Raw genomic sequence first — 25,490 nt, 5'->3', positions numbered from 1 at the left:
GATCTTCACAAGTATTGTTTATACTTGTGATAGGACAACGAAGATTGGATTAAAAAATCACTTGGAGGTTAGGTCAATGAAAAAATCATGGATTTTGATCATTGCTGCTATTGTAATGATTGCAGGATTAAGCGCCTGTGGCAACAACGCGGAGAATTCCAATATGGAACATTCCGCCATGAGCCATTCCGGTTCGGGTGAAATACCCGCAGGCTTAAAAGAGGAGCCAAACCCTACCTATAAGCCTGGAAGTCAAGCTGTTATACAAGAGGGGCATATGCCTGGGATGAAAGGTGCGGTTGCAACGATTGTTGGAGCTTATAAGACAACAGCTTATGTAGTGGATTACACACCTACAAACGGCGGGCAAAAAGTAAGCGGCCATAAATGGGTCATTCAACAAGAAATGAAAGACGCCGGGGAAAAAGAACTGCAACCGGGCGCTCAAGTCGTACTGAATGCTGATCATATGCCTGGCATGATGGGGGCAACAGCTGAGATTGTGTCTGCTGAGCAAACGACTGTATACATGGTTGATTACACCCCAACAAATGGCGGAGCACCGGTGAAAAATCATATGTGGGTAACCGAAAGCGAGTTGTCGCCTGCAGAATCAAAGTCAACTAGCGGTAATAGCGAGAATAATACGGATGGCAAGCAGGGTATGAACCACTAATTATACGCTAAGTTAATTGCAGCAGAATTAACCAAAGAATCGTTTGAAGCAGCCGATATAGGCTGCTTTTTTGTTACGCTATTCCAGGATAGTTCCAATGACTAATGTTAGACAATGCAACCCCAGTATTGTATAAATATACTATGTAGTGAATTTATATGCGATTGGGTGATTGAATGAACCTACTAGACATTAATGGATTGTCGTACGGTGACATCTTTAACATCTTCCGCTTAACAGATGAACTAAAAACGGGCATGCATAAAAATTTTTTGATAGGAAAAACATTTATCTTATTCTTCCCTGAATCAAGCCTAAGGACAAGAATCTCTTTTGAGAGAGGAATAAAAGATCTGGGAGGAGAATGCATAATATTCCCGCCAGAGGCCTTGGACAAAAAGGAGCAATTAAAAGATGTGATTAAATACATCGAAAATTGGGCTCACGGGGTGATTGTAAGGCATGCTGATTTTTTGAAAATAACTGAATTAGCTCGCCACTCCAATATCCCTGTAATTAATGCAATGACGGCTGTTAATCATCCATGTGAGATCTTATCTGACTTATACGCTATACATAAAAGAAGGGAACAATTTCAGAATCTCACATACACTTTTGTCGGACCTGGTGGAAATATTTGCAGGTCATGGTTAACCGCAGCAGAAGTGATGGATTTAAAATTTAATCACGTTTTTTTGAAGGGCCACGAAATGAGATGCGATTCAAAAAATTATAAGTTTTATACTGACCTCAACGAAGTCATTAGGTTTAGCGATGTTGTTTTAACGGATTCATTACCTGATGAACTTCGAAATGAACAGTACATAGCAAAGTACCAGATCACTCTCGAGAGAATGAAACTGGCTCCAAATGGAGCGATGTTGAATCCGTGTCCGCCTTTTTTTCGGGAGGAGGAAGTAAGCGAGGAAGCCATATCCTCAGAATACTTCGTTGGTCATACATTCAAAAAGGATTTACTTTTCGTACAACAAGCGGTTATTATGCAATGCTTATTAACCTAACAGAGAACGATAGCTCAAGACAACACGACGGCAGCTGACATAATGGTCAGCTGCCGTTTTCATTAAAGTAACGGGCAGGATAACGCAACAATCCAAGCATAAATACAGTCTAATTATTAGTTAGCGATGATGGGAGGATGAGGTTTGAATCAGTTCTTAAAAGTAATTCTCGCATGTTGTTTAATAATCGTTTTGACTTCGTGTAAGGAATCATCGACTAATAAACAACCCGGCAAACTTGATCAGCCTGACAATCTTAGTGTGGAACGTTTAGACCCATTGCATCAATCTGATGTACATTTATCTAAGAACATAGATGACAAAAAAGTAGTTAAGAAGTTGTACGAAAAGATATTAAGCCTACCTTCTTTTCCGCAAGGGACAATCAGTTGCCCTGCTGACAATGGAGTTCAATATGAACTAACGTTTACACTTGAATCTAAGCTAGTCTCTAAAGCGGTAGTAAGTGCAACTGGGTGTCAGGGAGTGACTATGAACGAAAAAATATATTGGGCTATGGAGCCGAAAGGAAAGGGTTTTAGAGCTTTATTTGAGCAGGACATCGGACTTAGCGATGAAGCAATGATGAGTTTAAAGTAGGTTTTGCAGCTCAAAATATCTAGCATGATAGTTTAATTCACTTCACGAATACCTAAATAAGGAAAGTTCATAAATTTCCTCAATAGAGGGTGCATCGCACATGCCGTTTCTATTGGAAGCTTAAAGACTCTATATTTAAAGTATAACGACTGGATTGTGGATTACTGGAGAGAGTACATCGACGGTATATTCAAGAATAAATGATTCTTCATCTAATACCACTTATCCATTGAGACTAACGCATGTTAGTCCAACGGCATCTCGAGTGAGAGTGTCAAGCAAAAGCTGCAGAGATCGGAAGATCCACTGCAGCTTTTGTTGACGTAATGGACAGGGTAGTTCCAATATGTGGTAGTAAAGAGGTGAGGTTCGTTTTGTAAAGAAAATACTTGGTGTTATCCTGACTTCCTATTTCACTTTCGTCAGAGGCTCTAAATGTAACCGCACTTTTACATTAATCTTCATAGTAGACCAATGCCGATCCCATGTATCTCTCGTTATTGGTCTGGAGAACGGTTTAGCAGTCAACGCCCCGATTTGAAGGGGGTCAATCTGTAATTTTTGCATTTGGGATAGCAAGCTAATAACATTCTCCTCCAAGTACCGTTCGATTTTTTGTGAGAGCGCGGCAAATTGGTAGTTATCCTCTATTCTTGCGAGCGAATCCAATTCATTAATTCTTCCCTTCACGTCGATTTCGATGGACAGGGATGATAAATCCGGGGTTAGTTTCTTACGGGTATGCGCGCGAATATGCCCTAATGTAACCGAGAGCTCAGGAAGAACTAAATATCGTACGAATCTGTCTCTATACAACAATTGGTTGATTTGATCGTCCTTTCCACGTATCTCCGCAACCATAGTGTCCTGGTCGAAAAATGCTGTGCCTTCATACAGAAACTGGTCGCCTGCCGCGCGAAATACTGGTAGCTGTGGATCGGAAACCTGAGAGTACAACATTTTCATAAACTGGTGCAAATTGACGACAGTAATTTCGCCTTGTTTTTTCTTCTCGTAATGTTTGAACATACGATAGATGTAATAATCGATATTGTCTGTTTCATCCAAGTGTTTGGCGAGAAATTCATTAAAATCGCCTTTCGTGACGACTAAATACAACCGTTGCGAAATGTTCGGATCGGTCAGAACCGTATTGATAAGACGGGTTAGTCCCCGTTTCGCATAAGCTTCGTCCACCAACAGCAAGCGGATTTGGCCGGCTTTCAGTTCGTTATGATAGTTCAAATTAAACCCTTTGTTGCCTTCGTTTATAAGAGACACCTTAAGGTTAAGCACTCGTTTTTTCTCCTTGATAAGAGGAGGGACGAGCGTGCTAATTGTTATCTTTCCGTCTTCTGCTTCCTGCACAGACCAGAAAATAATCGGCGTGATTTCTTCAATCATATTGTTTTCCGGTAAGAGGACGCATCCGGACTCGAGTATTAACAAACAAGACGATAGCAGCACAAGCGTTGCTTGTATAAAGCGTTTCATGACGTTGTCCTGGCTTTCCGCTTGATCGCGATCCAGATGAGGAGAGGTGATAATAAATAAGTGGTGGATCCTGACCACATCTGCAGGTCAAGCCAAAAGGCCTGTTCGATTCCAGGCTCCCAAAACCATTTACTGATCAGCAGAGTGCAGGCCATCGCCATAAAGCAGCTGACGACCAGCCCAACACGACTAGTGCCTGTCTTCGTCTTGCCTAACAAGCTGGAAGCGCCGTATACCATCAGCACGAACAAGGCGAGCGAGTAAAGGATGCTGAACATATATGCTGAGATCAGGATAATATCCACCCTTTCTAATAAAGGTGATTGCAGGTAACGTCCCATCTCCAAGTTCGGGTATTTGATGGTTGGCAAGTATTTGGAACCGTAGAAGAGCAAGGCCGCAATGGAAATAAAGAGATACTCGACGACCGAGATGGTATTAGCAATCGTCAAATATTTCAGCATTTTCTGTTGCGGATTCAGCCAGTATGAAATAGCAATTAAAAATTCCGGTCCAGAAAACGACGAAAAAACGAGCAGTAGGGATTTCCATGCAAACGGCTCTGGGCCAATGGGAATGAGAGGGTATAGATCGTGAATCGAATTTGATTGCACCAAAAAAAACGGAATATACATAAAAAAGATCCCAATCGTTACAATGAACACGACCGTTACGAACCGTATCATGTTTTCCATTCCAAACAGCGCCAAATAGCAGCATAAGATAAAAGGAAACACAATGTGCCATTCTCGGTCCATAGTGGGAAAAACAAATTGCTGCATGATAGCGGCATAACTGATTGAAATGAAAGAGATCTTGAACAGAAGGAACGGCAAGCCTGTCAAAGCTAATATTTTAATTCCTGTTTTTCCAAATAATTCTTCAAAACCCTTGTACCCTTGGGTAGAGTAGGGAGTTGCGAACCACTTGGACAGCATATATAGGCAAAATTGGGAGGCTATGCCCATTGCTACAATCGCCAATAACATATAAGGTTGCACGATGGCTGAGGGCATGATAATCATGTAATAAAGCATTTGAATCCTATTGGTGAGGAAGAGCGCGTAAAAACCGCTTTCTTGCTGTGAGGTTTTCGAAACAGCGATATAGCTTTCATAGGTTCATTTTCTCCTTCGGCTAATACGATACTTAATCAAAGGACGCAATGCTTCGGGACGAATGCGCATAGCGTGTAACGGCCCTCGGACGAAGAGATCTACCCAATCTCTCCAATAAAACGGAGATACCGGCGCCAGGTAGGGCTGTTTCAAGGAAGTGAGCCCGTTCAAATGGGCAATCATGCCGACAAGTCCAAGCAAGATACCGGGAACGCCCAGATAGGACGAGAGAATCAAGAACATGAATTGAAGCAGTAAGCTGGATTTGGTAACCAGATAGTTCGGAACGAGAAAATTGGAAATCGCCGAAATGCCTGCCAATACGATTAGCACTTTACTTGCGAATCCCGCTTCTACCGCAGCTTGTCCAATTACGATTCCTCCAATTACCCCCAAGTTTTGGCTCGTTTTGGTCGGCATTCTTAGGCTGGCTTCCTTCATAATTTCTAGCGTAATAAGAATAAAAAACGCTTCCCAGAAGGGGGATAGTGGCAGTTTGCTACGAGACTCGATGAATACATATAAAATTTGCAGGGGTAGCATTTGATAATGATGAGTCGTTAATGCCACGTAAAGCGGAATTAGAGTAATGGAAAGAAGGAAACTGAGATAGCGTAACGGCCTCAAAAAGCTAGCTACCAACCAGCGGTTTATATAATCCTCCGGCGACTGAAACAAGTGAAACAGCGTAATCGGAGCGATTAAGGCAAAAGGAGTGTTATTGACTAAAATGACCAATTTTCCGATACCTAGTGCATATGCGCAGGAATCCGGCCGATCGGTCTGAAGATATTGAGGAAAGATGCTATGATAATGATCTTCCATAAACGCTGCAATATGTGAAGAGTCTAAAAAGATATCGAAGTCGATGCTGGAAAGCTTTTTTTTCGCGATCGTAACAAATTCTGGATTGATAAGCCCGTCGATGTACATAAGGACTACGGTTGTTTGGGTTAAGGAGCCGACGGAGAATCTCTCTGTTTTGAGCGCTGTTAAAGGAAGCCTTCTTCTAATCAGCAAAATGTTTTGCTCCAGCTGCTCGCTGAAACTGTCTTTTGGGCCGAACATTATTGTTTCTGTCTCGGATGTTTCGATGGACCGGGTGAGCGAGTTGGGAAGCATAATAGCATGCCATCGCGCGCTGGATGAGTCGTGAACCAGAACTGAACCCATCATGAGATACTGGAGGGCTTGCTCCAAATTGGATAAGCGATTCATTTTGACTGTGGTCAGGCTTTTTTCCACCGAACTTTGGAATGATCGAACGACAGGCTCAAGAATCGATTCGTTAAGACGCTCCTGATCGATTAAGGTTTCAAGATAAATAAATGTCAAACGAAGTCCGTTTGTAGTCTCTCGATCAATTATCTCCGCGTCCTCCATTAGGGCGAGGCGCTGCTTTAAAGCTTCTAAAGAGATTGCCGTCATTGTATCGTTCACCTCCTGAATCAGCCCGCGCTGAGATTACCTTTATTATGCTTTTCTGGAACGAGTTTTAAACAAACGATTGAGGTATTACTGTACGCTTCGCCATCCCGCATTCGGGTGTTCGGGGGGCTTTCCAATTTGAAGGAAATATCGATGTAAATTAGTAGATTCTAATCCGTCTTAGTTTATTCTAATTGGCATAACGCGCCCGAATTGTCTACCATAGGTACATAACCTTTTTTTCTGCTCCTCTAAGACTGCCGGGTAACCGCTCTAGAGGAGCTTTTAACGTTTCCGACGACTAAGTATCAAAGTTAGATGGTAAAGATGAGTTCCACACAGTCGGGCTTGGTAGACATAGATCTATTGATGATTGGATAACAAAACAAGTTCACTTGTAGAGATCCCTTATTCAGAATGAGATGAAAAGGACATATGTCGGCTTATATCAGTTATTTGTTACAATACATTCATAAGGTGGGATACAGTCCTCGGCGAGCCAAGCTAGCCTTGAATTCCACCAAGGTGTCAAGATTTTTCACGTAATAGGAGGAAGATGCGCAGATGAGCCATCCTTACCGACCCTTGCATGCCCCGCAATTGCAGCCGCAGCTGCATTTCCACTCCCACAACTTCCGGGGTTTGCGCCGAGCCGTCATCTGGCATCGCATGTAGCTGCCTATTGGACGGTGAATTTCCTGCCAGTACCGGGAAATCCGGGGCATCGAGTCATCCCCGATGGCTGTGTCGATATTATAGTGGACCTGTTCGCTTCATCAAGCAGGCAGGCCGCTTATGTCGTGGGGCTAACGACGCAGGTCGAAGTTTTGCAATTTGCAAAAGCACGCTCGGTATGGGGAATCCGGCTCTATTCGGAGTCGGCTCGCACGATTCTGAAGTCTCCCATATCGACATTAACGGCAAATCGTGTGTTTTTGGAGGATCTCTGGGGACAAGAGGCTCTCGATTGGGTCGAAAAGCTGCTGATTGCCCAATCGGTTCAAGAAAGGATCGAGATCGTCGAGCAGCAATTCGGCCAAATATTGGCTACGAACGAGGCGCCTGCTCCCACTTTGGTCTACCAGAGCATGCAGTATATATACGAGGTCAAAGGTAATCTTTCCGTAACGGATTTGGCGGATAAAGTGAACTTCAGCGAGAGGCATCTGCGAAGGGCTTTTGAACTCGAGCTTGGCCTCAGCCCGAAGGAGATGCTTGGCATCGTCCGCTTTCAAAGCGTGCTTGAGGAATTGTACAGCGGAGACTATTTCAGCTTAACGGATTTGGCGCTTCAACACGGATACTACGATCAGTCGCACTTTGCTGGCGTTTTTAAGCGATATTACGGACTTCCACTCAAACGGCTGACCAAGCAGGAGTGAGGAAGTCCGTTTTTTACTATTTTGCAATGAGGGACAATTACTATAATGGGAGTGAAATTAAGCAAGGCGAGGGGAGCTGCAAAGCATGACGGTAAAGTTGAAACGAGTCGCGATTTATGTAGAAGAGATGAAGAGGGCGTTGGATTTTTATCGCGTACTGGGGCTGGCTATTCCGGACGGCGCAGACGAAGCGCATCACGTAGACGTGGAGCAAGAAGGAATTGTGTTTGCATTCGATATGGTGGAATCGGTAAAGAATGTTTTTGAAGGCTGGGAAGATCCTGTCGGCTACCGGACCGAGCTCGCCTTTCAGTTCTCCAGCAACGAAGCGCTGGATGACGTGTACCGTCAATTGACGACGCTTGGGTATGACGGCTTCCTCGAGCCGCGAGATACACCGTGGGGAGAGCGATATGCGCTTATTAAGGACCCCGATAACAATTTAATCAGTCTCGTCGCTTAGCGATGAGAAGATATGCTTGTTTCTTACTGAGGAATAAAAAACGGTACACATTAGTTTAAAACAAAAAAACCGGCAGCAGAGCAACGATGTGCTGCCGGTTTTTGAAAAAGGAGGGGAAAAGAATGTAAATTAATTCTTGATCGTTCAGTCCGGAAATGTTATTATAAACTCATCAAGCGGAGGGAAGCTCAAACGTTAAAGAAGCAGACTTTCACGCGATGCAGATAGAGGGCTTTTTTTTACAACATTTTAGACTGAATGGTCAAGAAAAAGAAAACGGAGGGATTAATCATGTTAAATCAACAAACCATCGAAATGAAAGAATCGCAAGAAACTATTCGCGAGCGAGCGCAAGAAACGTTCCGCAATCATCTGAAGCACTTGTCCGGCGGCAATATTGAGGCTTGGGTCGACTTGTGGCAGGAGGACGGTGTATTGGAATTCCCGTACGGACCAGCAGGATTCCCGGACAGAAAGCAAGGCAAGGCTGAGCTCTTTGAATATATGCAGAACTTTCCGAAGCACTTTGAGGTCGAATTCACCGATCTCGTCTTTCATCCGGCACAGGATCCGGAGCTGACGATTGCCGAATTCAAGTCTGCAGGCAAGCATCGGGAGACGGGTAACCCGTATAATCAAACGTATATCAGTGTCGTTCGAACCAAAGACGGCCTTATCGAAAGTTACCGCGATTTCTGGAATCCTTTGGTGGCAATTGAGTCCGTTGGCAGCGAAAGCGACGCCGTACGGTTTTCCGGATAATGCGTATGCCGTAATCTTGACTGAACGATCCATTAAAGGTAGTATAGGGACGAGATAAGGGGGTATCCCATATGGCAAGAAACAAAGAGTTCGATATGAACGTGGTTTTGCGAAAGGCAATGGAAGTGTTTGGACATTACGGGTACGAAGGAACGTCACTTCCGATATTGCTCCAAGAGCTGGGCATTGCGCGACAGAGCTTATATGATACGTACGGTACGAAGAAGGATCTCTTCATTAAGGCCGTAAAGCACTATGTAAACGAAAAATCATCCGCCGTTGTCGTTTATTTGGAGAAGTCGGAATCCGTGAAGGAAGCGATCAATGCCATCTTCCGCGAGATCGTCTTCGTCCTTCAAGATGAGGACCGGCGTAATGAATGTTTCATTCTAAACAGCGCTATTGATCAGGTTCCTCACGAACCGGAAATTGCCGCCTTGTTCGAAGAAGATCGGATAAAACTTGAGCGTGCCTTCCATGACGCCTTGGTTCGGGGAAAACGGCAGCAGGAGCTGAGCACCGAACAGGACCTGCAAGCATTGGCCAGATATCTATACCATGCACGATATGCACTGACCCAAGTGGCTAAACTAACAAGCAATCCAGAAGTGCTCGAAGACTTTGCAAAAGTGTCCTTATCGACACTTGAGGCTTGACGGGAAGGTTTTGCTTTCCTCTGCCTTTATTAGACCGTTCAGTCAATAATGCATTTTTTAGACCAATCAGTCCGAAATAGGAGGATGAAAAAGATGAATAGCAGCCCTTTTAAGGGATTGGCCGCGCTTTTGGTGCTTGCCGTCTCCCAATTAATTATGGCACTTGATTATACGATTATTTTTGTGGCGATGCCCTCGCTAGGAATGGAACTGGGCTTCTCTGCAAACCATTTGCAATGGGTCGTTAGCGCGTATTCGCTAGCGTTCGGAGGATTCCTGCTCATCGGGGGAAGACTCTCGGACATGATGGGCAGAAGAAGAATGTTCATAATAGCTATGTCCTTGTTCGGGTTAGGTTCGCTGCTTGGCGGACTGGCCGAATCCCAATTGATGCTGATTATAGCCAGAGGCTTGCAAGGCCTGGGTGGAGCCCTCCTATCGCCGGCAACGCTATCGCTCATCATGTCTAACTTCGAAGAAGGCGCCGAACGGAATCGGGCAATGGGTATCTGGGCTGCAATGGGCGGTGTCGGTATGTCGCTTGGCTTGCTGCTTGGCGGCGTGCTCACCAGCTTTATCGGCTGGGAAGCGACGTTTTTCGTTAACGTTCCAATCGCTTTGCTCACCGTTTTGCTAGCTCCGGTTGTTCTCAAAGAGAGCAAAGCATCGAGCGGCAGCAAGCATTTCGATATTGCTGGGACCGTTTCGGTTACGGCCGGCATGCTTCTCATCGTGTATTATCTGATTCAATCTCCCGTCTCGGGTTGGCTTAGCGCAAGCACATTGCCATTCCTGCTAGTCGGTGCCGCGCTTCTCGCATCCTTTGTCGTGATCGAAAAACGTTCGAAAGGTCCGCTGCTTAACTTCCGCATGTTTCGTAACCGCAATTTGACTGGCGCGGCTCTTATTGCCTTTTTGTTCTCTGCTTCGTTCGGAACGCTTTATTACTTCCTGATGCTGTATACCCAGAATGTCCTGCATTATTCGGCCATCCAGTCCGGCTTTACTTTCCTTCCGCTGACGCTGAGCGCGTTTCTTGGAGCAAGGCTTATAACCCCCATGATAACCAAAGTCGGGATTGCCGGCACGATTGCATCGGGGATGGCGCTTGGAGGCATCGGCTTCCTGCTGCTGACCCAATTATCGGTTTCAGGCAATGCCTGGGGGGTTATTCCCGGAACAATCATCATTGGGCTTGGGCAAGCGCTTGTTTTCACGACGATGTTTATCGCCGGAAGCACCGGAGTCGATTCAAGTGAACAAGGAGTATCTTCCGCTGTCATCAATACGGGTCAGCAAATCGGCGGAGCGATTGGGCTTGCGGTAATCATGGCCATAATCTCGGCTGCCCTCGGCTCCGATACTGCAATGGAATCGATGAGTCCAGCTGCTCTTAATTCGTCCATTCATACAGCGTTTATGGTTGCAGCAGTGGTTACGCTGGTCGGTATACTCGTGGCGTTCGTCGCTTTAAAAAGAGCAAACAAAACTTCAACCGAGGATAGGAAAGTAGTCGCAGGCCATTAATAACGGAGGAAAACGGAACTGAAATAAAGAAAGATTTGTACATTGAATTTAGGTAATGGAAGACTATCAATATATGGTACTATATAGAAAAAGTCGAAATAGATGTGTGCTGGATTACCAATCCGATTCATTCAGGGAGGGTTAAACATGCTATACGAGTTGCGAATCTATACGATTTACGAAGGTCGAATGGATGCCATTCAAGACAGATTTAAGGAGCATACGTTTAGAATTTTTACAAGACTGGGAATGAAGGTCGTGAATTTCTGGATAGATGCAACAGGCCAAAATAAACTATATTATGTGATGGAATTTAAGGATATGGCGCAGCGTCAAAGGCTATGGGAGCAGTTTAAGAAAGACATTGAATGGATTCAAGTAAAACGCAACTCGGAAGAAAACGGAGGGCTCATAGTCGAAAAAATTGATGAATATTTTATGAATCAAGCTGAATTTTTCGGATTGGGAAATTGAACTAGAGGGAAAACGTTAGTCAAGAACAATAAATGGCAACTGATCCGGATCAGTTGCCATTTATGCTGAAGTAAAGGGCAGGATAACGCAATGACACAGTAGCTGGCTGTGAGATTACCATTTCACTTGCAGTTATGTTAGACTGATATTTCAAACTAGAAGTTCTCTTTCATTCTCAGAAAAGGAATACCGAGAATAATGTATTTTGAAATGCTGAAGGGAGAAGTAATTATGGGAAGAAAACCATCATATACGGAGTCAGAACTACTGGACATAACAAAAAAGTTAGTGCTGGAGCATGGATATGACGGGTTTCACCTCAAGTTGCTTTCGCAGCATTTACCCGGTGCCAGGAGTACGATTTATCAGTATTATGCCAATAAAGAAGAAATTGTGGCTGCCTGCATGAAGCGTGTGATCTCGAGCGTCATCGAGAAGGCTTCGGCAATCGATGAGACCGATACGATGCAAGCCCTTCAGGAACTGCTTGGCATTTATGTTGACGAATCCAAGCTTCATCAACTTTTAGGCGATGCTCATAAAATTAATACAACAAATTCGGCTGCGGCTAGTCGGGATCTAGATGTTGTTGAGCAAGGCCATACTACGCTAAAAATTCAACTTACGCGTCTCTTTCAAAGAGCGCAACAAGAGAAAAATCTCAGAGAAGACATTCCGCTCCCGGTACTGATCGGTGGTTTTTTCAACCTCATTAACACTCCTAATATGATAAACCTCCCTAATCCTGAGTGGAGCAAGCTTTTGTTTCAAATGTGGATAGGAGGAGCACAAAGGTAGGTGGCTCTTTTTTTAATTTGACACAAGTGTCGGATATGTTGTTTAATAGGGGGGACGGAATCTGTGAAAGTGCTTCATCTATAACAAAAATGACACATGTGTCATAAATGAAGAGCGAGGAGTGAGAGAGCATGTTTTTAGCTTTAAAGGAACTCATGCACAGCAAGATGAAATTTTTGATGATTGTCATTATTTTTGTTTTAGTTGCTTGGTTAGTATTCATCCTATCGGGACTTGGAAATGGATTATCGACGCTTGCGGCGTCCACTTTCCAAAACATGAAGGCCGATTATGTCGTCTTTGAACAAGGAGCGCAGTCGACCATGGGCAAGTCCTTGATATCCGATGAATTGGTGGCGCAAGCGGAGAAATTGTCTAATGTAACAGCCGCATCCCCAATGGGAAGTACGATGGCCACCGCTTTGAAAGGAAATAGCACAAAGAACGAGGATAAAGTCGATATCGCAATGTTAGGGATACTTCCCGGCAGCTTCCTGGAGCCGACAGTAATTGAGGGTGAAGGATTATCTATAGCCAATCCAACAGGCGTCATTGTGAACAAGACGATGAAGGATGAAGGCTTTAAGCTTGGGGATACTTTTCAACTTGACGGCTCGACACAAGCTTTGACAATTATCGGATTCGTTGATAATCAGACGTACAACCACCTCTCAGCCGTATTTGTTCCGATGTCCGAATGGCGGAAGATTGCGTTCGCCGCGCCGGGCTCGGATAAGGGAATTGCTGGCCCGATTAATGCAATCATGTTGCAGGGCAAGCATATCGATCCTACTTATATTAGCAGCAAGCTCTCCAATACCGATGCCGTCACGCGCGGAGCGGCTATTCACGGCATGCCGGGGTATAAGGAGGAAAACGGCTCGATTATGATGATGCTGGGCTTTTTGCTTGCGATATCGGCATTCGTGCTCGGAGTATTCTTCTATGTCATTACGATGCAGAAGACCAATCAATTCGGCGTAATGAAAGCCATCGGCGCAAGAAACGGTTTTCTAAGCACTGCCATTGTCTCACAGGTCGTTGTACTATCATTGACGAGTATCGTTATTGGCGTTCTGCTTACTTACGGGACTGCGGCAATCATGCCGAAGGGAATGCCGTTCAAGTTGGAGACGAACCTCGTTATCGAGTACTCTGTCATTCTTCTTGTCATAGCCGTTCTTAGTTCACTGGTCTCGGTTCGTAAAATAACGATGATTGATCCACTGAAGGCGCTTGGGAGGGCAGAATAATGACAACAGGACTCCATATCAGCAATGTTACGAAGTATTATGCCGAGGGAAGGAATCGGATATCCGCGCTTGAAAAGGTCTCTATTTCGGTGGAGCCTGGGGAGCTTGTTGCTGTCGTCGGGCCTTCCGGGTCAGGCAAGAGTACGTTTCTTTCCATTGCGGGTGCATTGCTTAAAGCTTCAGAAGGAGAAGTCAACTTGAATGGGCATCTTCTCTCTAAGCTTTCCGAGAAAGAACTTTCGAATGTACGATTGAAAGAAATCGGCTTTATTATGCAATCATCCAATCTGGTCCCCTATTTGAACGTCCTTGACCAGTTGCTTTTAGTGAAGAAAATGTCGGGAAAGGTGAGATCCAAGGATCGGATGTTTGCCGTTAAGCTGCTCGAGGAGATAGGGCTCGGATCCAAATTGAAGAGCTACCCAGAGGAACTTTCAGGCGGTGAAAAGCAGCGTACGGCCATCGCGCGTGCTTTAATAAACAATCCCAACGTTATTTTGGCGGATGAGCCTACGGCCAGTCTGGACACCAAGCGTGCCCATGAGGTGGTCAGTCTGATTGCAAATGAGGTAAAGTCGCGTCGTAAAGCAGCAATTATGGTCACGCATGATGAACGCATGCTTGAATATTGCGATAAAGTGTATCGGATGGAAGATGGCAGATTGTCGCTAGCGGGAACCAATGTTTCCGGTTGTGTCGATTGCTGATGTATTAGGAAGATAAAGCCGCGAAAATTCGCGGCTTTTTATTGTTGGAGAAGCAACTCATGCTTCAACGGGAATCGCAGAGCGAAATGGAAAGTTATAATTTAGCGTGTTTAGGGGATTATATCCATGTCGTTCCCAATTCACGGTATGACCGGATGCTAGCAAGGAGGATTGACCAATACAGTTATGAAGATAAACACTTTAAACCGTGTGTTGTCTGTTATATGTTTGGCAGTGCTACTCTTGCTGACCGGCTGCTGGGATCGCCGCGAGATAAACGATGTTGCGTTTGTCTTAGCAGGTGGGGCTGATAAAGAAGGAGATCTTATTCGTATCAGCGTCCTTATTCCGCTTACGGGGAATATGGGTAACACGGGCGGCGGGGGTGGATCCGGTGGACAGAAACCTTTCACCATTAAGACAGAGACAGGCAAGACCGTTAGCGATGCCGTTTCAAAGCTTCAATATCGTCTCCCGCGGCATCTGTTCTTCGGTCATCGACGTGTAATCATTATTGGAGAAGAACTGGCAAGAACGGAAGGAATCGAAACCGTTATCGATGCTATAACTCGTACCCCAGAAAAGAGATTGTCCACTTTTATAGCCGTTTCTGAAGGGAAAGCGATTGATTTGCTTAACGCGAATACCCGTATTGAGCGTTTCTCTGCAGAATCGATCAGAGAGCAATTACAATCAGAAACGACTGCTCGCATCAATTTAAAGGAAGCGGTCTGTAAATTAATTACCGTAGGCGAAGATGTCTTTCTCCCGTATGTACAGAAGGTAAAAACAAACATAAAGGGCCAGGGATCTGAAGATATTCGAAGCGAAGGTTTTGTCCTTTTCCATGATGGGAAAATGACTGGGAAATTAGAAGGGGCATCGGCTATAGGTTTCCGGCTTCTAAATCAGTCGGTTCGTGATTATGATGAGACCCTTCATTTAGACGGGAATTATTTAACAGTAACGATTAATCATGCGATTATAAGCATTAAGCCCATTGTGAAGAATGGCGAATTGTCCTATCGCATTCACTCCAAGGTGAAGGCGAGTATTAGCGAAGATAAAAATCAGGAAAGAAATTATGATTATTCGGAGCAACGAAAACGAATAGAGCAAAGCATCGCACAAAATATTGTCCATAATATTAATCTTGCTCTAAAAGAGATGCAGCAAAATAATAGTGATGCCATCGGCTTTGGATTAAAAGCGTATCTTGCTTACCCGCAAATATGGACCAAAACATATCGAAAAGATTGGGACGAAATATTTCCAAAAATAAAATTTGAAGTAGCGGCGGAAGCGAACTTATTCCGACTAGGCATGAGCAGCGAGAACCTAGGGAGAAAAGATCATTAGAATACGTATGGCATTAGAGGTATCACTGCGAGCAGCAGCCACAAATGTGGCTGCTTTTTTTTGTGGACCAAAAAATCTTCAGGATTTCTTCAGAAAGAACCTACGCAGGAACTAAGTTTTTTTCTCTAAACTGATTTCGGCATCTAAATATTCCAATGAGGTGATTACATGTTAAGGAATAATTCACTACTTTTTTTCAAAAAATTCATTCATAATCCTAAATATGTGGGGAGTATTACTCCAAGCTCGCGTTATTTGGCGAATCGTATGGTTGCAGCAGCCAAATGGGAGGAAGCAGAGAATATTGTGGAAGTTGGGTCTGGCACTGGTGCAATAACACAAGCGATTGCAAAACGCGTCATGCCTAAAAGCAAGGTGATTTTATTTGAAAAAGATGAAGAAATGGCCCAAAAGCTTCAACAGGATTTTCCGCAGTTTACGAGGGAAGGTAACGCTTTAAGATTAGTTGACCAGCTCAAAAAGCATAATATCCATGAAGTGGATTACATTTTTAGCGGATTGCCATTTTATAATTTTTCCCCCGCCATGCGTCTCCAATTGATTTTGCAATGCAAAGAAGCGTTAAAACCGGGTGGTAAACTAATTGCTTTTCAGTATTCCTTGCAAATGAAAAACCTGCTTTCGGAGCATTTTGAGATTGAAACCATTTCTTTGGTTCCTTTTAATATTCCGCCAGCTTTTGTTTATGTTTGTAGGAAACCAGTGAAGTTCGAAGGGGAGAAGTCATATGGGCGTCATATTAGTCGTAGATGATGATACCGAAATCAGAGACGTTATTCACGTTTACTTGCGAAATGAAGGACACTCGGTTCTCGAAGCCGGCGACGGATTAGAAGCAATCGAAAGGCTTTCTCGGCAGAAGGTGGATCTTGTTATTTTGGATGTCATGATGCCAAGAATGGACGGTATAAAAGCATGCATGCATATTCGGGAACAATATTCCGTCCCCATCATCATGCTCTCCGCGAAGGAAGGAGATATGGATAAGATCATGGGACTATCGACAGGCGCCGACGATTACGTAACCAAACCGTTTAATCCGATGGAGCTGATTGCCCGCGTGAAAGCACAGTTAAGGCGACAGAACATGCTTGCATCGAAAGAAGCCGCGCAGGACCAGATAACCATTGATGAACTTGTGATCGACATTGCCAAGCACTTTGTATCGATTCGGGGGCAAGTAGTCATGCTGACACCGCTTGAATTCGCGATTGTAAGCCTGCTCGCGTCTAACCCGGGACAAGTCTTTAGTGCGGATACCATCTATGAATCGGTGTGGAAAGAGCGGATCGGATTCTCGGATAATACGGTTATGGTACACATTCGAAATCTGCGGGAGAAGCTCGAAATTAATCCAAGAAAGCCAGAGTATATCAAAACGGTATGGGGTGTTGGCTATAAAATGGATAAATAAGCGATTCAAAATAAAACGCAGCGTAAGATATTCTTTTCTGGGGGCCACGGTTTTTACCCTTCTATTGTCCTACCTTCTTAGTCTGTATATTATTGGCCTTATCGGACAACTGCTCGATTCGATTACGTCCAAAGGAAAGCTTGAGTATATTCCGATATTAATCTTCGCATCGCTGGCTGTTTTCATCGTCATTTTTCTTTTAACTTTTTATCTGTTAACGAAGCGTATGATTAATTATTTCTCCGTGCTTTCGGAGGGACTCGGATTTATTTCTCGAGGTAATTTTGAATATAGGGTTCCTGTTCGACGGGAAGACGAGTTAGGCATGCTGGCCAGAAATATGAACAAGATGGCGGAACAACTTTCCTCGCAAAAAAGGAAGGAAAAAGAGGCCGAGGAATCTAAAATGAATCTTATCACGGGTGTGTCTCATGATCTTCGCACTCCGCTTACGAGTATGATTGGCTATTTAGATCTGCTTCGCAAAAGATCCTATATAGACGAGAATGAATACAACCGTTTTATAAACAATGCTTTTAGCAAAGCCCAACAACTAAAAAAGCTGATTGACGATTTATTTATCTATACCCGTCTAACTTCTGGAGACATGATTTTGACCAAGCAACAAGCAGATATGCGGGAGCTAGTGGAGCAGGTGTTGTTTGAGTTTATCCCCATTGCCGAAGAAAATCATGTGGTCGTAAGGCAACATATAAGTATACAGGAGGCAGCCGTCCATATTGACCCCGAACAGGTCGCAAGAATCTTGGATAATTTGCTGATGAATGCTCTGAAATATTCAAAGCCACCCAAAGTTATTGATGTACGGCTAACGTCTAACGAAGCATTCGTATATTTAACAGTAGCGAACGAGGGAGAACCAATCACGAAAGAGCAAGAAATTAAACTCTTTGATCGTTTTTATAAGCCGGAGAATATGGACCCCAATACTCATATCCAAGTAGGTGCTGGTCTAGGTCTTGCCATTGCGAGGCAACTAGCAGAGCATCAGGGTGGTTGCCTTACACTCGAGTATGAGAATGGTCAATATGCGTTCACATTGGAACTCCCCCTTGCCTAGGGATGACAAATGGAACAGCCGATTATATGAAATCGGCTGTTGTTCATTTGCGAGTTATAATCAGCGCCAAAAAGTAATTTGCTCGCTGCCCAAACGTACAGATTCATGTCCCTCTTGCGAGGCTTTGCCGATTGAGAGGATCATAACCGGTACATAACGTTCATCGTCCAGATCGAATGCGCGGACAATCGTATCGCGTTCAAAGCCCGCCATAGGATTGGTATCATAACCATGCGCGCGGGCAACCAGCATCAGTTGCATGGCAAATAAACTTGCATCGATTTTGGCGACCTCGATTTTAATTTCTCTAGGGAGCAGAGGGAACATGTCCATAATTTGCGTGACTTGCTTATCGCGCAAATCCTTCGGCATTTTCCCTTGTTCTACAGCTGAATCATAAATTTCCTCTACGTAAAGTTCGCTTTGAGTGTCGCCCAAAATAATAAGCATAGCGGCTGATGTAATATTTTGCCCCGTATTGAATTGCACGAGTGGCCGAAGCTTGTTTTTACCTTCAGGGGTATGAACGATGATAACGCGCCATGGCTGCATATTCGCGGAAGAAGGCGCCAGGCTCGCTTCCTTGATGATATCCAACATTTCTTCCTTTGAAATCTTAATGTTCTCATCATAATGGCGTACTGACCGCCGGCCAGTGATGATGTTGTTAAAATCGTTGTTCGGTATTGGTTTCGGCATGAGATCTCTCCTTTTGATAGACCAGTAAAATTGACTTTCGTTATGTCACTGGTTAACATGTGCTTATTGTGAACTATGAACCTTGGTTCATAGCAAGTAAGAATTTATTTTAGGGTTCAGAGGGGGATAGGTAATGAAAGCGAGTGAAGTATCCAAGCTGACGGGGCTGCCGATATCCACCTTGCGCTTCTATGAACGCAAGCAGGTGATTCCGGTGCAATTTGTATCGAGGGATGAAAATAATTATCGCGTCTACGCTAAAGAAGTGGTGGGCTTTCTCGAAGATGTAAGAACGCTGCTCTCCGTAGGCTTTACGATTCAGGAATTAATCCTGCTCATCAATGAAAGCGAAAATTCGTATACGGAGAAGAAAGCCTTGGTACAGGAGAAAATTCAACATATTCAGGAGCAAAAAGCAAAGTTGGAATCATCAAAAATATTTTTAATGGACGTGTTGGAGGGTAAAGCGAGTTTTCAGACCCATTGCCAATCTTAAACCAGCGTGCTCGCCGCATCCTTGAAGCCATTAAAGGCAAGCGATCGTGAGGATCGCTTGCCTGTTCGGGTCATCCTATTTTAATTGATAGCTAGATTTGCTATGCACTTACCCCTTGACTCCATTTGAAAAAGCCGTATCCCAGCCCCTCATACAACTCTAAAAAACCATTTCCCGCTTGTATAGGTTCAAGTATTACCTTAATCGTTTTAGTGGTGTCACGCAAATGAATGAGCTTACCCACCCATTCTCCATTTAACATTTCTTCTTTCACCTGTTGCATCGTTTGACTTACGTACATGCAGTTCCACCTTCCCTGTGTCTCTTATTAGTGGCGGCAACTTTCAAATACACGCTACCTTGACTATCATTTCGGTATTCATAGTTTTTGCCGCTACTCGATTATATAGAAGGTGGCGGATAAATAATGTCACTTCCCGTTGTCGCATATTAGGTAGTTTTATCGACGTTTTTTGAAGAAGTTGGCGATATTGACATCTTCACTACTGCGTGTTACTTTATAGTGGTAGTAAGTATTGCTGAATACTGGCGGTGCAGAATAGCAAGGAGTGATTGTGCTGGAAAATCTAACGGAAATGCTTAAAGGCGTGCTTGAGGGGTCAGTCCTTGAAATTATAAGCCGCAAAGAAACTTACGGCTATGAAATCACGCGGCGGCTGAACGCACTTGGCTTTACGGATGTTGTGGAGGGGACGGTGTACACCATCCTGATTCGGCTTGAAAAAAACAAGCTGGTGGAGATTACGAAGAAACCCTCCGACATGGGACCGCCTCGGAAATTTTTCGCGATCAATGACGCGGGGCGCCAGGAATTGCGGAAGTTCTGGGATAAGTGGGAGTTCATATCATTAAAAATGAACGAGTTAAAGGAGGAGAAACGATGAATTTCTGGGAAAAAATCACGGGCAGCGACATGACTAAAGAATTCAAAGCTTTTGAATCGCGCGCCAAAAAGCTGCCGGCTGATTATCAAGCGGCATGGAAAGAAATTTTATCCAATCTATTTCAGTATTCCGATTTTACCGGTCGTAACCTCATGCCGATTCTTGATGGCGTTCTGGGGCTGCTTGAAGAAACGGCTGCGGACGGTCAGAGCGTTCGGGAGGTTTTGGGTGACGATATCAAAGGCTTCTGTGCGGCGCTAGCCGGCGAAGAAGGAGCAAAATCTTTCCGCGACAAATGGCGTGAGCAGCTGAACAATAGCATCGCCAAAAAACTAGGCAAATAGGAGGGTAAAATGAGCATACGGGATATTATCGAAGGCAAAAAAGAGTGGCGTGCGCACGTGGCGCGCATCAAAGCCCTCCCGCGTGATTATCAGATCGTTTATAAAGAGATCCAAAAGTATCTCTTTAAGGTCGGCCCTGTCGAGCTCACCGACTGGATGGGGGGGCTGTCGGGGATTATCGATCTTTTCGAAGAGGGGGCAGCCTTGGGGAAAGGCGTGCTTGAAGTGACGGGTAGCGACGTTGCCGCTTTCTGCGACGATCTGATTAAAAATTTAAAAACCTAAGCGGATAGCATTCAGTAGATGAAAGAAGCCGGTCAGCATGCGCTGAACCGGTTTTTTTCTTGATGATCGCGGATTAATCACGAAAAGGCGACTTATGAACTTGGCTAGGCAGCAGCGGCTTATAGGTACTGCAGAAACCAACCGCATGGGTGACGCTGCCGATATATACCCAACCGGTCGTCATAACGAGGTCCCCCTGCCGGCGGAAATGGATAATCTTGCAATGCATGCAGAAATAAGTATCGGTATTGACTAACAATCGTTTTAACCACCTTGTTCAATATATTTACAGAACTATACCATAATTAGTTTATGTTGGGATGTGGCTAGATATAGGAGTGAGGTAGAGAAAATTAAGATTGTTTGAAGCGTTAACCACAGCTGTGGAGTCATTCGGCAGAGATCACTGATTATGCTATGAGAACTGCACTAAAGGGTCTGCTGTTACCGGCGTATGCGCTCATGTTAAGATAGAAGTAAAAACTTTTTCGGAACGGAAGCAAATGGAGGAACCTATGGCAAATACGCATGTCTATTCGAAAAAAGAAGAAGCAGCTAACGCAATCACCCATGGCATTGGTGCCGGATTGAGTATTGCCGCATTGGTGCTGCTCATTGTCAGGGCGAGTTACATTGGTGAAGCATGGCATATCGTATCGTTTGTCCTGTTTGGATTTTTTATGTTTATTTTATATATGTCATCAACCCTTTTGCATAGCTTTCCGGAAGGAAAAGTAAAGGATTTGTTTGAAATTTTCGATCATGGATCGATTTATTTGTTTATTGCCGGCACATACACACCGTACTTGCTCGTTACGATACGAAGTCCGCTGGGTTGGAGCTTATTTGGCGTTGTTTGGGGGCTTGCGATCGGCGGCGTGGTGTTTAAATGCTTCTTTGTTAAGCGATTTCTATTCCTATCTACGCTTGGTTACGTCATTATGGGGTGGATGATCGTCTTTGCATGGGGAGCTTTAGTTGATCATTTAGCCTATGGCGGTCTTGTATTTCTGGTCATCGGCGGCGTGTGTTATACGGTAGGCAGCGTCTTTTACGTATGGAGAGGATTCCTTTACCATCATGCTGTATGGCATCTCTTTGTTATCGCCGGATCGATTTGCCATTTCTTTTCGATTTTCTTATATGTCTGAGAAACATATGAATTCATGAAAGCCGCGAAAATCGCGGCTTTTTTGTGTTGCTGATATTCGGTTTATTGGACTTTTCTAAAATACGGACTTAAATAGATCCCTACGCAACGAAACCCTATATTGGCTGCCAAGAACCAAAACATGCATGTTTGCAACCTGAGGAGGTATATTTTGAAGAAGAAAATTTCCTATATATTAATCGGTGCTTTAAGCACAATTATGCTTTCTTACGGCGTTGTTGCCTACGCAGACTACGATTCTTCCGCAATAAAAGAGGACAACCGTGCAGCAAGCGATTCATACGTTGTGCCGTCAAAGACGGCTGAGGCTGAAGTTAAGTTTGCATCAGCTCAACCGACCGCCAGCGAAGCTCCAATTCAGCTTGATCAGCTGAAAGCACTGGAGTTGAAAATCGATGGCAATAACGTGAAAGTTAAGATCGAGCTTGAAAAGGAAGAAGCAAAGACCGAGTCCAAGGTAGAAATTAAAATCGGCGAGGATCAGAAAAAATATTTGACGGGAAATGAAGCGACTCAATTCATCGAGCAGCTGCTCGCGGCACTCAAGCTGCAAGCAAACATGGACAAGCAGCAAGTAATGGATGCGTTGTTCACTCATTTTGCCGTCGAGCCTGCTAAAGTCGACATGAACATCGATATGAAATGGAAGGATCGTTCGGAAGAACTTAAATTCAAGGACGAGAAAGACGACGCTGACGATGAAGCTGACAAGGACGAGACTGAAGCTCAAACGGTAAAATCAACGGTGCAACATAATCAGAAGGCACAGCTTGCAGCTAAGGAGCAATCCGTGAAGCAAGAGCAGAAAAAGGCTTTGATTGCACAGAAAAAAGCGCTGCAGCAAGCTTGGCAGAAGGCTCATAAAGAGCAGCAAGAAAAGAAGAAACAGCAAAAGCAATTGAATCGCAGCGACCGGGACCACGACCAGAATAAAGGTCAAAAAGATGACGAAGACGATGATGATCAAGGCGAGGACCACGGCCATGACGGCAATCATGGTAAACACCAAGAACATGAAGAGCATGACCACGAGGATTAATACGAAACTCAAAAAAGAGCCGGAGTAACGATGTCCGGCTTTTTTTTGAAGCAAAAATGATCAATTTTCCGAGCGATTAGCGTCCGCCGCAAATTCCTTTTTGCACATCCGCATACTTATTCATATAGAATTCCTTGTTAGAAGTGATTTGTTGCAACGCCATTATTAGTCGATCGACTTCATCAGATGTATTGTAAAAGCTTAAACTAATTCGGACTAAGCCTGGAGAGGGAATGACGGGATCTTTCCGTATTTCATCCAGCCTCTCATCGCTTAGCCGAAGGAGCTTCTGCACATAGGGATACGCACAGAAAAAGCCGCTCCGGACGGAAATGCCCGCTTCTTTCGCTAAGAATTGCGCAATGTCCTGATGATGCAGCCCCTCAATGGTAAACGAAAGAACGCTCACTTGCGGCAGATTGTGGTTCGAAGCACGGGCTTCATTCCACTGAACTAAAGATTTCAAAGCGATTTGAGCGGTTCCTCCTCCTTTAAGCAACGGCTCCGCTTCTTGAAATTCATCTTTTCCTCCAATCAGCACAGCCGTTCCGACGCATCATTTCGATGGATTCAGGGGGAATGAGCTGGGCGGCATCGACGTGTAGTTTTGCTCCGTATCGGTGTGTCAGTTCGGCTGCCTCATAAATCGGGTTTACGCAGCCTGTCACGTTCGATGCCCCCGTTATGGAGACAAGCCCGATTTGTCCCCGCAATAGCTGAACTGCTCAGGATAACGGGTTGGTCAAATCCCTGTACGATACTTGCGTTCACTGGAGGAATCCCGTTTCGTGCGGTCTTTCTCCTTCTCGTCCTGCTCCTCAATCGTCTGGTCCTCGACCGGAATGGGATCAACGGTGCGTTCGCTGGCAAACTTGTCGAACAGACTCTCTTTCTCCGTTGGAACGCCCTCCGGATTGTCGCGCTTGCCCTGCTGTTTGCACCGGTGGTCGGCGCTGCGCTCGAATGGATTCATCGCCATCACCTCACATCGTTTATGATTATACTTACCCGCTTTTTCACTATTCTCAAACGATTGCAGGAAAAGCTTCCCTGTGCTTCACTAGCTTTCCCGGTTTATCGATTGCATCACTGCCTGGCGAATTCCAGTCGGATACGCATTTTTGTAGTGCTCTTAATTACTAAATGTGTTACTTTTATAAGTAATTTACATAAATGAATTGGAGGCAGAACGATGAATTTTGAATGGATGAATGAGAGCGAAATCATTGAAACGGATGGAAGAATAGAGATACTGGCGACAGAGAAGAGCGACTTTTTCATTAACCACGGGGCAGTAGCCGATGAAGGGATCACGCCGGAATCACTATGCAATGCGCCGTTTTATTATACGCATATATCCGGGGATTTTGTTATGCGGGTGAAGGTGTCGCATGATTTCAAAGATACATACGATTCTTCTTCCATTATGGTCATGAAGGATCTCACGCATTGGGCAAAGGCTTGCTTTGAATTAACGGATTTTGATACTCACGCGGTTGTTAGCGTTGTTACGAAGGAAGAATCGGATGATGCGAACGGCTGCAATATCGAGGATAACACGGTATGGCTCCAAGCGTGCAGAAGCGGGAATTCCTTTGCCTTCCATTATTCCACGGATGGCGAGAATTTTTATATGATGAGGTTTTTCGCCTTGCCAGCGGAAGAGACCCTCAAAGTCGGTTTATTGGCACAAGCGCCGTTAGGAAACGGCGGCAAAAGAATTTACGAGAATCTGACCATTGAAAGAAAAACGGTCAAAAATATTCGCATGGGTAAATAAGGTTTGGGACAAGACAGCAGCCGGGAATTTCCGGCTGCTGTCTTTGTATTCCTCGCTGCAGCATGGCAGGTTGATTAAGCCCAGTCGCGGACCCACTTTTTCATCTCGAGCAAAATGCCGCTGAATGCTTCTCCTTTGGCTGTCAGCCGGTATTCAACGGTTGGCGGGACGGTGGCATGGATCGAGCGAATGACGACCTGATTTTCCTCCAGGTGGCGAAGCGTCTCCGTAAGGGATTTGGAGCTGATCCCATGAATAGCGCTCTTAAGCTCGGTGAATCTTTTTGTTCCATGAAAGAATAGCTCGCGAATAACAAGAAACGACCATTTGCCGCCAATGATACGCAATGACTTTTCAATCTCGCATTCATAGATTTCAGGGTTTCCCATTGCTGATTGCCTCCTACGTTTAGGTGAACATTTCCTTGATAGTATTCGAAGAAGCGGGCCGGATTTCCTTCCAATAGTCACCGCAAGGTAACAAACTATGGTTAAAGTGCGTACTTACGGAAACGTTGAAGTTCGATTAAGATAGGG

Annotated in this window: 32 protein-coding genes; 23 read left to right on the top strand and 9 right to left on the bottom strand. The window is 44.6% G+C overall.

The window, feature by feature from the left end; genetic code table 11:
* Positions 1–76 precede the first annotated feature (76 nt).
* The 3 genes from PGL01S_RS15455 (at position 77) to PGL01S_RS15445 (ending at position 2,298) form a co-directional block, all read left to right on the top strand.
* A complete protein-coding gene (locus PGL01S_RS15455) occupies positions 77–676 on the top strand; it encodes a YdhK family protein (RefSeq protein WP_127495508.1) in 600 nt (199 codons plus the stop codon).
* A 176-nt stretch (positions 677–852) separates the two neighbouring features.
* Positions 853–1,698, top strand: coding sequence for an ornithine carbamoyltransferase (locus PGL01S_RS15450; RefSeq protein WP_127495507.1), 846 nt, complete (start codon positions 853–855; stop codon positions 1,696–1,698).
* Between the two features lie 144 nt (positions 1,699–1,842).
* A complete protein-coding gene (locus PGL01S_RS15445; protein WP_127495506.1) occupies positions 1,843–2,298 on the top strand; it encodes a hypothetical protein in 456 nt (151 codons plus the stop codon).
* Between the two features lie 408 nt (positions 2,299–2,706).
* Here the strand turns inward: PGL01S_RS15445 and PGL01S_RS15435 are convergent, their stop codons facing one another.
* From PGL01S_RS15435 to PGL01S_RS15425, 3 genes are all read right to left on the bottom strand, one after another.
* Positions 2,707–3,702 carry a Ger(x)C family spore germination protein gene (locus PGL01S_RS15435; protein ID WP_244935601.1) on the bottom strand — a complete coding sequence of 332 codons (996 nt, stop codon included), beginning with the start codon at positions 3,700–3,702 and terminating at the stop codon, positions 2,707–2,709.
* An 86-nt stretch (positions 3,703–3,788) separates the two neighbouring features.
* The gene (locus PGL01S_RS15430; RefSeq protein WP_164775487.1) at positions 3,789–4,817 is read right to left on the bottom strand and encodes a GerAB/ArcD/ProY family transporter; all 1,029 of its coding nucleotides are present in this window, start codon (positions 4,815–4,817) and stop codon (positions 3,789–3,791) included.
* Between the two features lie 96 nt (positions 4,818–4,913).
* Positions 4,914–6,338 (bottom strand): spore germination protein, encoded by a 1,425-nt coding sequence (locus PGL01S_RS15425; RefSeq protein WP_127495503.1) that lies wholly within the window; start codon positions 6,336–6,338, stop codon positions 4,914–4,916.
* Between the two features lie 482 nt (positions 6,339–6,820).
* Here PGL01S_RS15425 and PGL01S_RS31545 point away from each other — a divergent pair, with 482 nt between their 5' ends.
* The 13 genes from PGL01S_RS31545 to PGL01S_RS15360 all read left to right on the top strand — a co-directional run bounded on the left by PGL01S_RS31545 (position 6,821) and on the right by PGL01S_RS15360 (position 18,235).
* Positions 6,821–7,720, top strand: coding sequence for a helix-turn-helix domain-containing protein (locus PGL01S_RS31545; protein WP_307719637.1), 900 nt, complete (start codon positions 6,821–6,823; stop codon positions 7,718–7,720).
* An 85-nt stretch (positions 7,721–7,805) separates the two neighbouring features.
* Complete coding sequence (locus tag PGL01S_RS15415; protein ID WP_127495501.1) at positions 7,806–8,183, top strand: VOC family protein; 378 nt, start codon at positions 7,806–7,808, stop codon at positions 8,181–8,183.
* 291 nt (positions 8,184–8,474) lie between these two features.
* Positions 8,475–8,945 carry a nuclear transport factor 2 family protein gene (locus tag PGL01S_RS15410; RefSeq protein WP_244935600.1) on the top strand — a complete coding sequence of 157 codons (471 nt, stop codon included), beginning with the start codon at positions 8,475–8,477 and terminating at the stop codon, positions 8,943–8,945.
* Positions 8,946–9,016: 71 nt separating this feature from the next.
* A complete protein-coding gene (locus tag PGL01S_RS15405) occupies positions 9,017–9,601 on the top strand; it encodes a TetR/AcrR family transcriptional regulator (RefSeq protein ID WP_127495500.1) in 585 nt (194 codons plus the stop codon).
* A 93-nt stretch (positions 9,602–9,694) separates the two neighbouring features.
* Complete coding sequence (locus PGL01S_RS15400; protein WP_127495499.1) at positions 9,695–11,128, top strand: MFS transporter; 1,434 nt, start codon at positions 9,695–9,697, stop codon at positions 11,126–11,128.
* Between the two features lie 147 nt (positions 11,129–11,275).
* Positions 11,276–11,602, top strand: coding sequence for an NIPSNAP family protein (locus tag PGL01S_RS15395; protein ID WP_127495498.1), 327 nt, complete (start codon positions 11,276–11,278; stop codon positions 11,600–11,602).
* Between the two features lie 231 nt (positions 11,603–11,833).
* Complete coding sequence (locus tag PGL01S_RS15390; protein ID WP_127495497.1) at positions 11,834–12,400, top strand: TetR/AcrR family transcriptional regulator; 567 nt, start codon at positions 11,834–11,836, stop codon at positions 12,398–12,400.
* A 131-nt stretch (positions 12,401–12,531) separates the two neighbouring features.
* Complete coding sequence (locus PGL01S_RS15385) at positions 12,532–13,653, top strand: ABC transporter permease (RefSeq protein WP_127495496.1); 1,122 nt, start codon at positions 12,532–12,534, stop codon at positions 13,651–13,653.
* A complete protein-coding gene (locus PGL01S_RS15380) occupies positions 13,653–14,360 on the top strand; it encodes an ABC transporter ATP-binding protein (protein ID WP_127495495.1) in 708 nt (235 codons plus the stop codon). The genes PGL01S_RS15385 and PGL01S_RS15380 overlap by 1 nt, the downstream gene beginning before the upstream one ends.
* A gap of 171 nt (positions 14,361–14,531) precedes the next feature.
* A complete protein-coding gene (locus PGL01S_RS15375) occupies positions 14,532–15,719 on the top strand; it encodes a Ger(x)C family spore germination protein (RefSeq protein ID WP_244935599.1) in 1,188 nt (395 codons plus the stop codon).
* A gap of 168 nt (positions 15,720–15,887) precedes the next feature.
* Positions 15,888–16,493 (top strand): class I SAM-dependent methyltransferase, encoded by a 606-nt coding sequence (locus PGL01S_RS15370; RefSeq protein WP_127495494.1) that lies wholly within the window; start codon positions 15,888–15,890, stop codon positions 16,491–16,493.
* Positions 16,468–17,154 carry a response regulator transcription factor gene (locus PGL01S_RS15365; RefSeq protein WP_127495493.1) on the top strand — a complete coding sequence of 229 codons (687 nt, stop codon included), beginning with the start codon at positions 16,468–16,470 and terminating at the stop codon, positions 17,152–17,154. The genes PGL01S_RS15370 and PGL01S_RS15365 overlap by 26 nt, the downstream gene beginning before the upstream one ends.
* On the top strand, positions 17,132–18,235 hold the full coding sequence (locus PGL01S_RS15360; RefSeq protein ID WP_244935598.1) for a HAMP domain-containing sensor histidine kinase: 1,104 nt from the start codon (positions 17,132–17,134) through the stop codon (positions 18,233–18,235). The genes PGL01S_RS15365 and PGL01S_RS15360 overlap by 23 nt, the downstream gene beginning before the upstream one ends.
* Before the next feature lie 60 nt (positions 18,236–18,295).
* Here PGL01S_RS15360 and PGL01S_RS15355 read toward each other — a convergent pair whose 3' ends face one another.
* On the bottom strand, positions 18,296–18,934 hold the full coding sequence (locus PGL01S_RS15355; protein WP_127495492.1) for a nitroreductase family protein: 639 nt from the start codon (positions 18,932–18,934) through the stop codon (positions 18,296–18,298).
* Positions 18,935–19,067: 133 nt separating this feature from the next.
* On the opposite strand from PGL01S_RS15355, the gene PGL01S_RS15350 reads away from it, so the two are divergent.
* Positions 19,068–19,430, top strand: a complete 363-nt coding sequence (locus tag PGL01S_RS15350; protein WP_127495491.1) for a MerR family transcriptional regulator — start codon at positions 19,068–19,070, stop codon at positions 19,428–19,430.
* A gap of 100 nt (positions 19,431–19,530) precedes the next feature.
* Here PGL01S_RS15350 and PGL01S_RS15345 read toward each other — a convergent pair whose 3' ends face one another.
* A complete protein-coding gene (locus PGL01S_RS15345) occupies positions 19,531–19,731 on the bottom strand; it encodes a hypothetical protein (protein WP_127495490.1) in 201 nt (66 codons plus the stop codon).
* 295 nt (positions 19,732–20,026) lie between these two features.
* Here PGL01S_RS15345 and PGL01S_RS15340 point away from each other — a divergent pair, with 295 nt between their 5' ends.
* The 5 genes from PGL01S_RS15340 to PGL01S_RS15320 all read left to right on the top strand — a co-directional run bounded on the left by PGL01S_RS15340 (position 20,027) and on the right by PGL01S_RS15320 (position 23,174).
* The gene (locus PGL01S_RS15340; RefSeq protein WP_280525711.1) at positions 20,027–20,335 is read left to right on the top strand and encodes a PadR family transcriptional regulator; all 309 of its coding nucleotides are present in this window, start codon (positions 20,027–20,029) and stop codon (positions 20,333–20,335) included.
* Positions 20,332–20,679 (top strand): DUF1048 domain-containing protein, encoded by a 348-nt coding sequence (locus tag PGL01S_RS15335; protein ID WP_127495488.1) that lies wholly within the window; start codon positions 20,332–20,334, stop codon positions 20,677–20,679. The genes PGL01S_RS15340 and PGL01S_RS15335 overlap by 4 nt, the downstream gene beginning before the upstream one ends.
* A 9-nt stretch (positions 20,680–20,688) precedes the next feature.
* Positions 20,689–20,964 carry a DUF1048 domain-containing protein gene (locus PGL01S_RS15330; RefSeq protein ID WP_127495487.1) on the top strand — a complete coding sequence of 92 codons (276 nt, stop codon included), beginning with the start codon at positions 20,689–20,691 and terminating at the stop codon, positions 20,962–20,964.
* A gap of 515 nt (positions 20,965–21,479) precedes the next feature.
* On the top strand, positions 21,480–22,115 hold the full coding sequence (gene trhA / locus PGL01S_RS15325; RefSeq protein ID WP_127495486.1) for a PAQR family membrane homeostasis protein TrhA: 636 nt from the start codon (positions 21,480–21,482) through the stop codon (positions 22,113–22,115).
* A gap of 171 nt (positions 22,116–22,286) precedes the next feature.
* Positions 22,287–23,174 (top strand): YusW family protein, encoded by an 888-nt coding sequence (locus PGL01S_RS15320; protein ID WP_164775486.1) that lies wholly within the window; start codon positions 22,287–22,289, stop codon positions 23,172–23,174.
* 76 nt (positions 23,175–23,250) lie between these two features.
* Here the strand turns inward: PGL01S_RS15320 and PGL01S_RS15315 are convergent, their stop codons facing one another.
* The 3 genes from PGL01S_RS15315 to PGL01S_RS15305 are packed head-to-tail and all read right to left on the bottom strand — an operon-like array spanning position 23,251 to position 24,147.
* Positions 23,251–23,715, bottom strand: coding sequence for an aminotransferase class V-fold PLP-dependent enzyme (locus tag PGL01S_RS15315; RefSeq protein WP_127495484.1), 465 nt, complete (start codon positions 23,713–23,715; stop codon positions 23,251–23,253).
* On the bottom strand, positions 23,693–23,887 hold the full coding sequence (locus tag PGL01S_RS31615; RefSeq protein ID WP_127495483.1) for an aminotransferase class V-fold PLP-dependent enzyme: 195 nt from the start codon (positions 23,885–23,887) through the stop codon (positions 23,693–23,695). The genes PGL01S_RS15315 and PGL01S_RS31615 overlap by 23 nt, the downstream gene beginning before the upstream one ends.
* A 29-nt stretch (positions 23,888–23,916) precedes the next feature.
* Entirely contained in the window at positions 23,917–24,147 is a 231-nt protein-coding gene (locus PGL01S_RS15305; protein WP_127495482.1) for a YczO family protein, read from the bottom strand.
* A gap of 219 nt (positions 24,148–24,366) precedes the next feature.
* Here PGL01S_RS15305 and PGL01S_RS15300 point away from each other — a divergent pair, with 219 nt between their 5' ends.
* Positions 24,367–24,954 carry a DUF1349 domain-containing protein gene (locus tag PGL01S_RS15300; RefSeq protein WP_127495481.1) on the top strand — a complete coding sequence of 196 codons (588 nt, stop codon included), beginning with the start codon at positions 24,367–24,369 and terminating at the stop codon, positions 24,952–24,954.
* 74 nt (positions 24,955–25,028) lie between these two features.
* Here PGL01S_RS15300 and PGL01S_RS15295 read toward each other — a convergent pair whose 3' ends face one another.
* On the bottom strand, positions 25,029–25,343 hold the full coding sequence (locus PGL01S_RS15295; RefSeq protein WP_127495480.1) for a winged helix-turn-helix transcriptional regulator: 315 nt from the start codon (positions 25,341–25,343) through the stop codon (positions 25,029–25,031).
* Positions 25,344–25,490: the final 147 nt, after the last annotated feature.

Source organism: Paenibacillus glycanilyticus NBRC 16618 (assembly GCF_004000805.1).
GTDB classification, from domain to species: domain Bacteria; phylum Bacillota; class Bacilli; order Paenibacillales; family Paenibacillaceae; genus Pristimantibacillus; species Pristimantibacillus glycanilyticus.
This window is presented reverse-complemented; position numbering and strand designations above follow the sequence as displayed.

Excerpts from the sequence above, each read along its gene's own strand:
- PGL01S_RS15455 (WP_127495508.1), top strand. The coding sequence starts at position 77 with ATGAAAAAATCATGGATTTTGATCATTGCTGCTATTGTAATGATTGCA.
- PGL01S_RS15450 (WP_127495507.1), top strand. The coding sequence starts at position 853 with ATGAACCTACTAGACATTAATGGATTGTCGTACGGTGACATCTTTAAC.
- PGL01S_RS15435 (WP_244935601.1), bottom strand. The coding sequence starts at position 3,702 with ATGATTGAAGAAATCACGCCGATTATTTTCTGGTCTGTGCAGGAAGCA.
- PGL01S_RS15430 (WP_164775487.1), bottom strand. The coding sequence starts at position 4,817 with ATGATTATCATGCCCTCAGCCATCGTGCAACCTTATATGTTATTGGCG.
- PGL01S_RS15425 (WP_127495503.1), bottom strand. The coding sequence starts at position 6,338 with ATGACGGCAATCTCTTTAGAAGCTTTAAAGCAGCGCCTCGCCCTAATG.
- PGL01S_RS15415 (WP_127495501.1), top strand. The coding sequence starts at position 7,806 with ATGACGGTAAAGTTGAAACGAGTCGCGATTTATGTAGAAGAGATGAAG.
- PGL01S_RS15410 (WP_244935600.1), top strand. The coding sequence starts at position 8,475 with ATGTTAAATCAACAAACCATCGAAATGAAAGAATCGCAAGAAACTATT.
- PGL01S_RS15405 (WP_127495500.1), top strand. The coding sequence starts at position 9,017 with ATGGCAAGAAACAAAGAGTTCGATATGAACGTGGTTTTGCGAAAGGCA.
- PGL01S_RS15400 (WP_127495499.1), top strand. The coding sequence starts at position 9,695 with ATGAATAGCAGCCCTTTTAAGGGATTGGCCGCGCTTTTGGTGCTTGCC.
- PGL01S_RS15395 (WP_127495498.1), top strand. The coding sequence starts at position 11,276 with ATGCTATACGAGTTGCGAATCTATACGATTTACGAAGGTCGAATGGAT.
- PGL01S_RS15390 (WP_127495497.1), top strand. The coding sequence starts at position 11,834 with ATGGGAAGAAAACCATCATATACGGAGTCAGAACTACTGGACATAACA.
- PGL01S_RS15385 (WP_127495496.1), top strand. The coding sequence starts at position 12,532 with ATGTTTTTAGCTTTAAAGGAACTCATGCACAGCAAGATGAAATTTTTG.
- PGL01S_RS15380 (WP_127495495.1), top strand. The coding sequence starts at position 13,653 with ATGACAACAGGACTCCATATCAGCAATGTTACGAAGTATTATGCCGAG.
- PGL01S_RS15370 (WP_127495494.1), top strand. The coding sequence starts at position 15,888 with ATGTTAAGGAATAATTCACTACTTTTTTTCAAAAAATTCATTCATAAT.
- PGL01S_RS15365 (WP_127495493.1), top strand. The coding sequence starts at position 16,468 with ATGGGCGTCATATTAGTCGTAGATGATGATACCGAAATCAGAGACGTT.
- PGL01S_RS15355 (WP_127495492.1), bottom strand. The coding sequence starts at position 18,934 with ATGCCGAAACCAATACCGAACAACGATTTTAACAACATCATCACTGGC.
- PGL01S_RS15350 (WP_127495491.1), top strand. The coding sequence starts at position 19,068 with ATGAAAGCGAGTGAAGTATCCAAGCTGACGGGGCTGCCGATATCCACC.
- PGL01S_RS15345 (WP_127495490.1), bottom strand. The coding sequence starts at position 19,731 with ATGTACGTAAGTCAAACGATGCAACAGGTGAAAGAAGAAATGTTAAAT.
- PGL01S_RS15340 (WP_280525711.1), top strand. The coding sequence starts at position 20,027 with ATGCTTAAAGGCGTGCTTGAGGGGTCAGTCCTTGAAATTATAAGCCGC.
- PGL01S_RS15335 (WP_127495488.1), top strand. The coding sequence starts at position 20,332 with ATGAATTTCTGGGAAAAAATCACGGGCAGCGACATGACTAAAGAATTC.
- PGL01S_RS15330 (WP_127495487.1), top strand. The coding sequence starts at position 20,689 with ATGAGCATACGGGATATTATCGAAGGCAAAAAAGAGTGGCGTGCGCAC.
- trhA (WP_127495486.1), top strand. The coding sequence starts at position 21,480 with ATGGCAAATACGCATGTCTATTCGAAAAAAGAAGAAGCAGCTAACGCA.
- PGL01S_RS15305 (WP_127495482.1), bottom strand. The coding sequence starts at position 24,147 with ATGAATCCATTCGAGCGCAGCGCCGACCACCGGTGCAAACAGCAGGGC.
- PGL01S_RS15300 (WP_127495481.1), top strand. The coding sequence starts at position 24,367 with ATGAATTTTGAATGGATGAATGAGAGCGAAATCATTGAAACGGATGGA.
- PGL01S_RS15295 (WP_127495480.1), bottom strand. The coding sequence starts at position 25,343 with ATGGGAAACCCTGAAATCTATGAATGCGAGATTGAAAAGTCATTGCGT.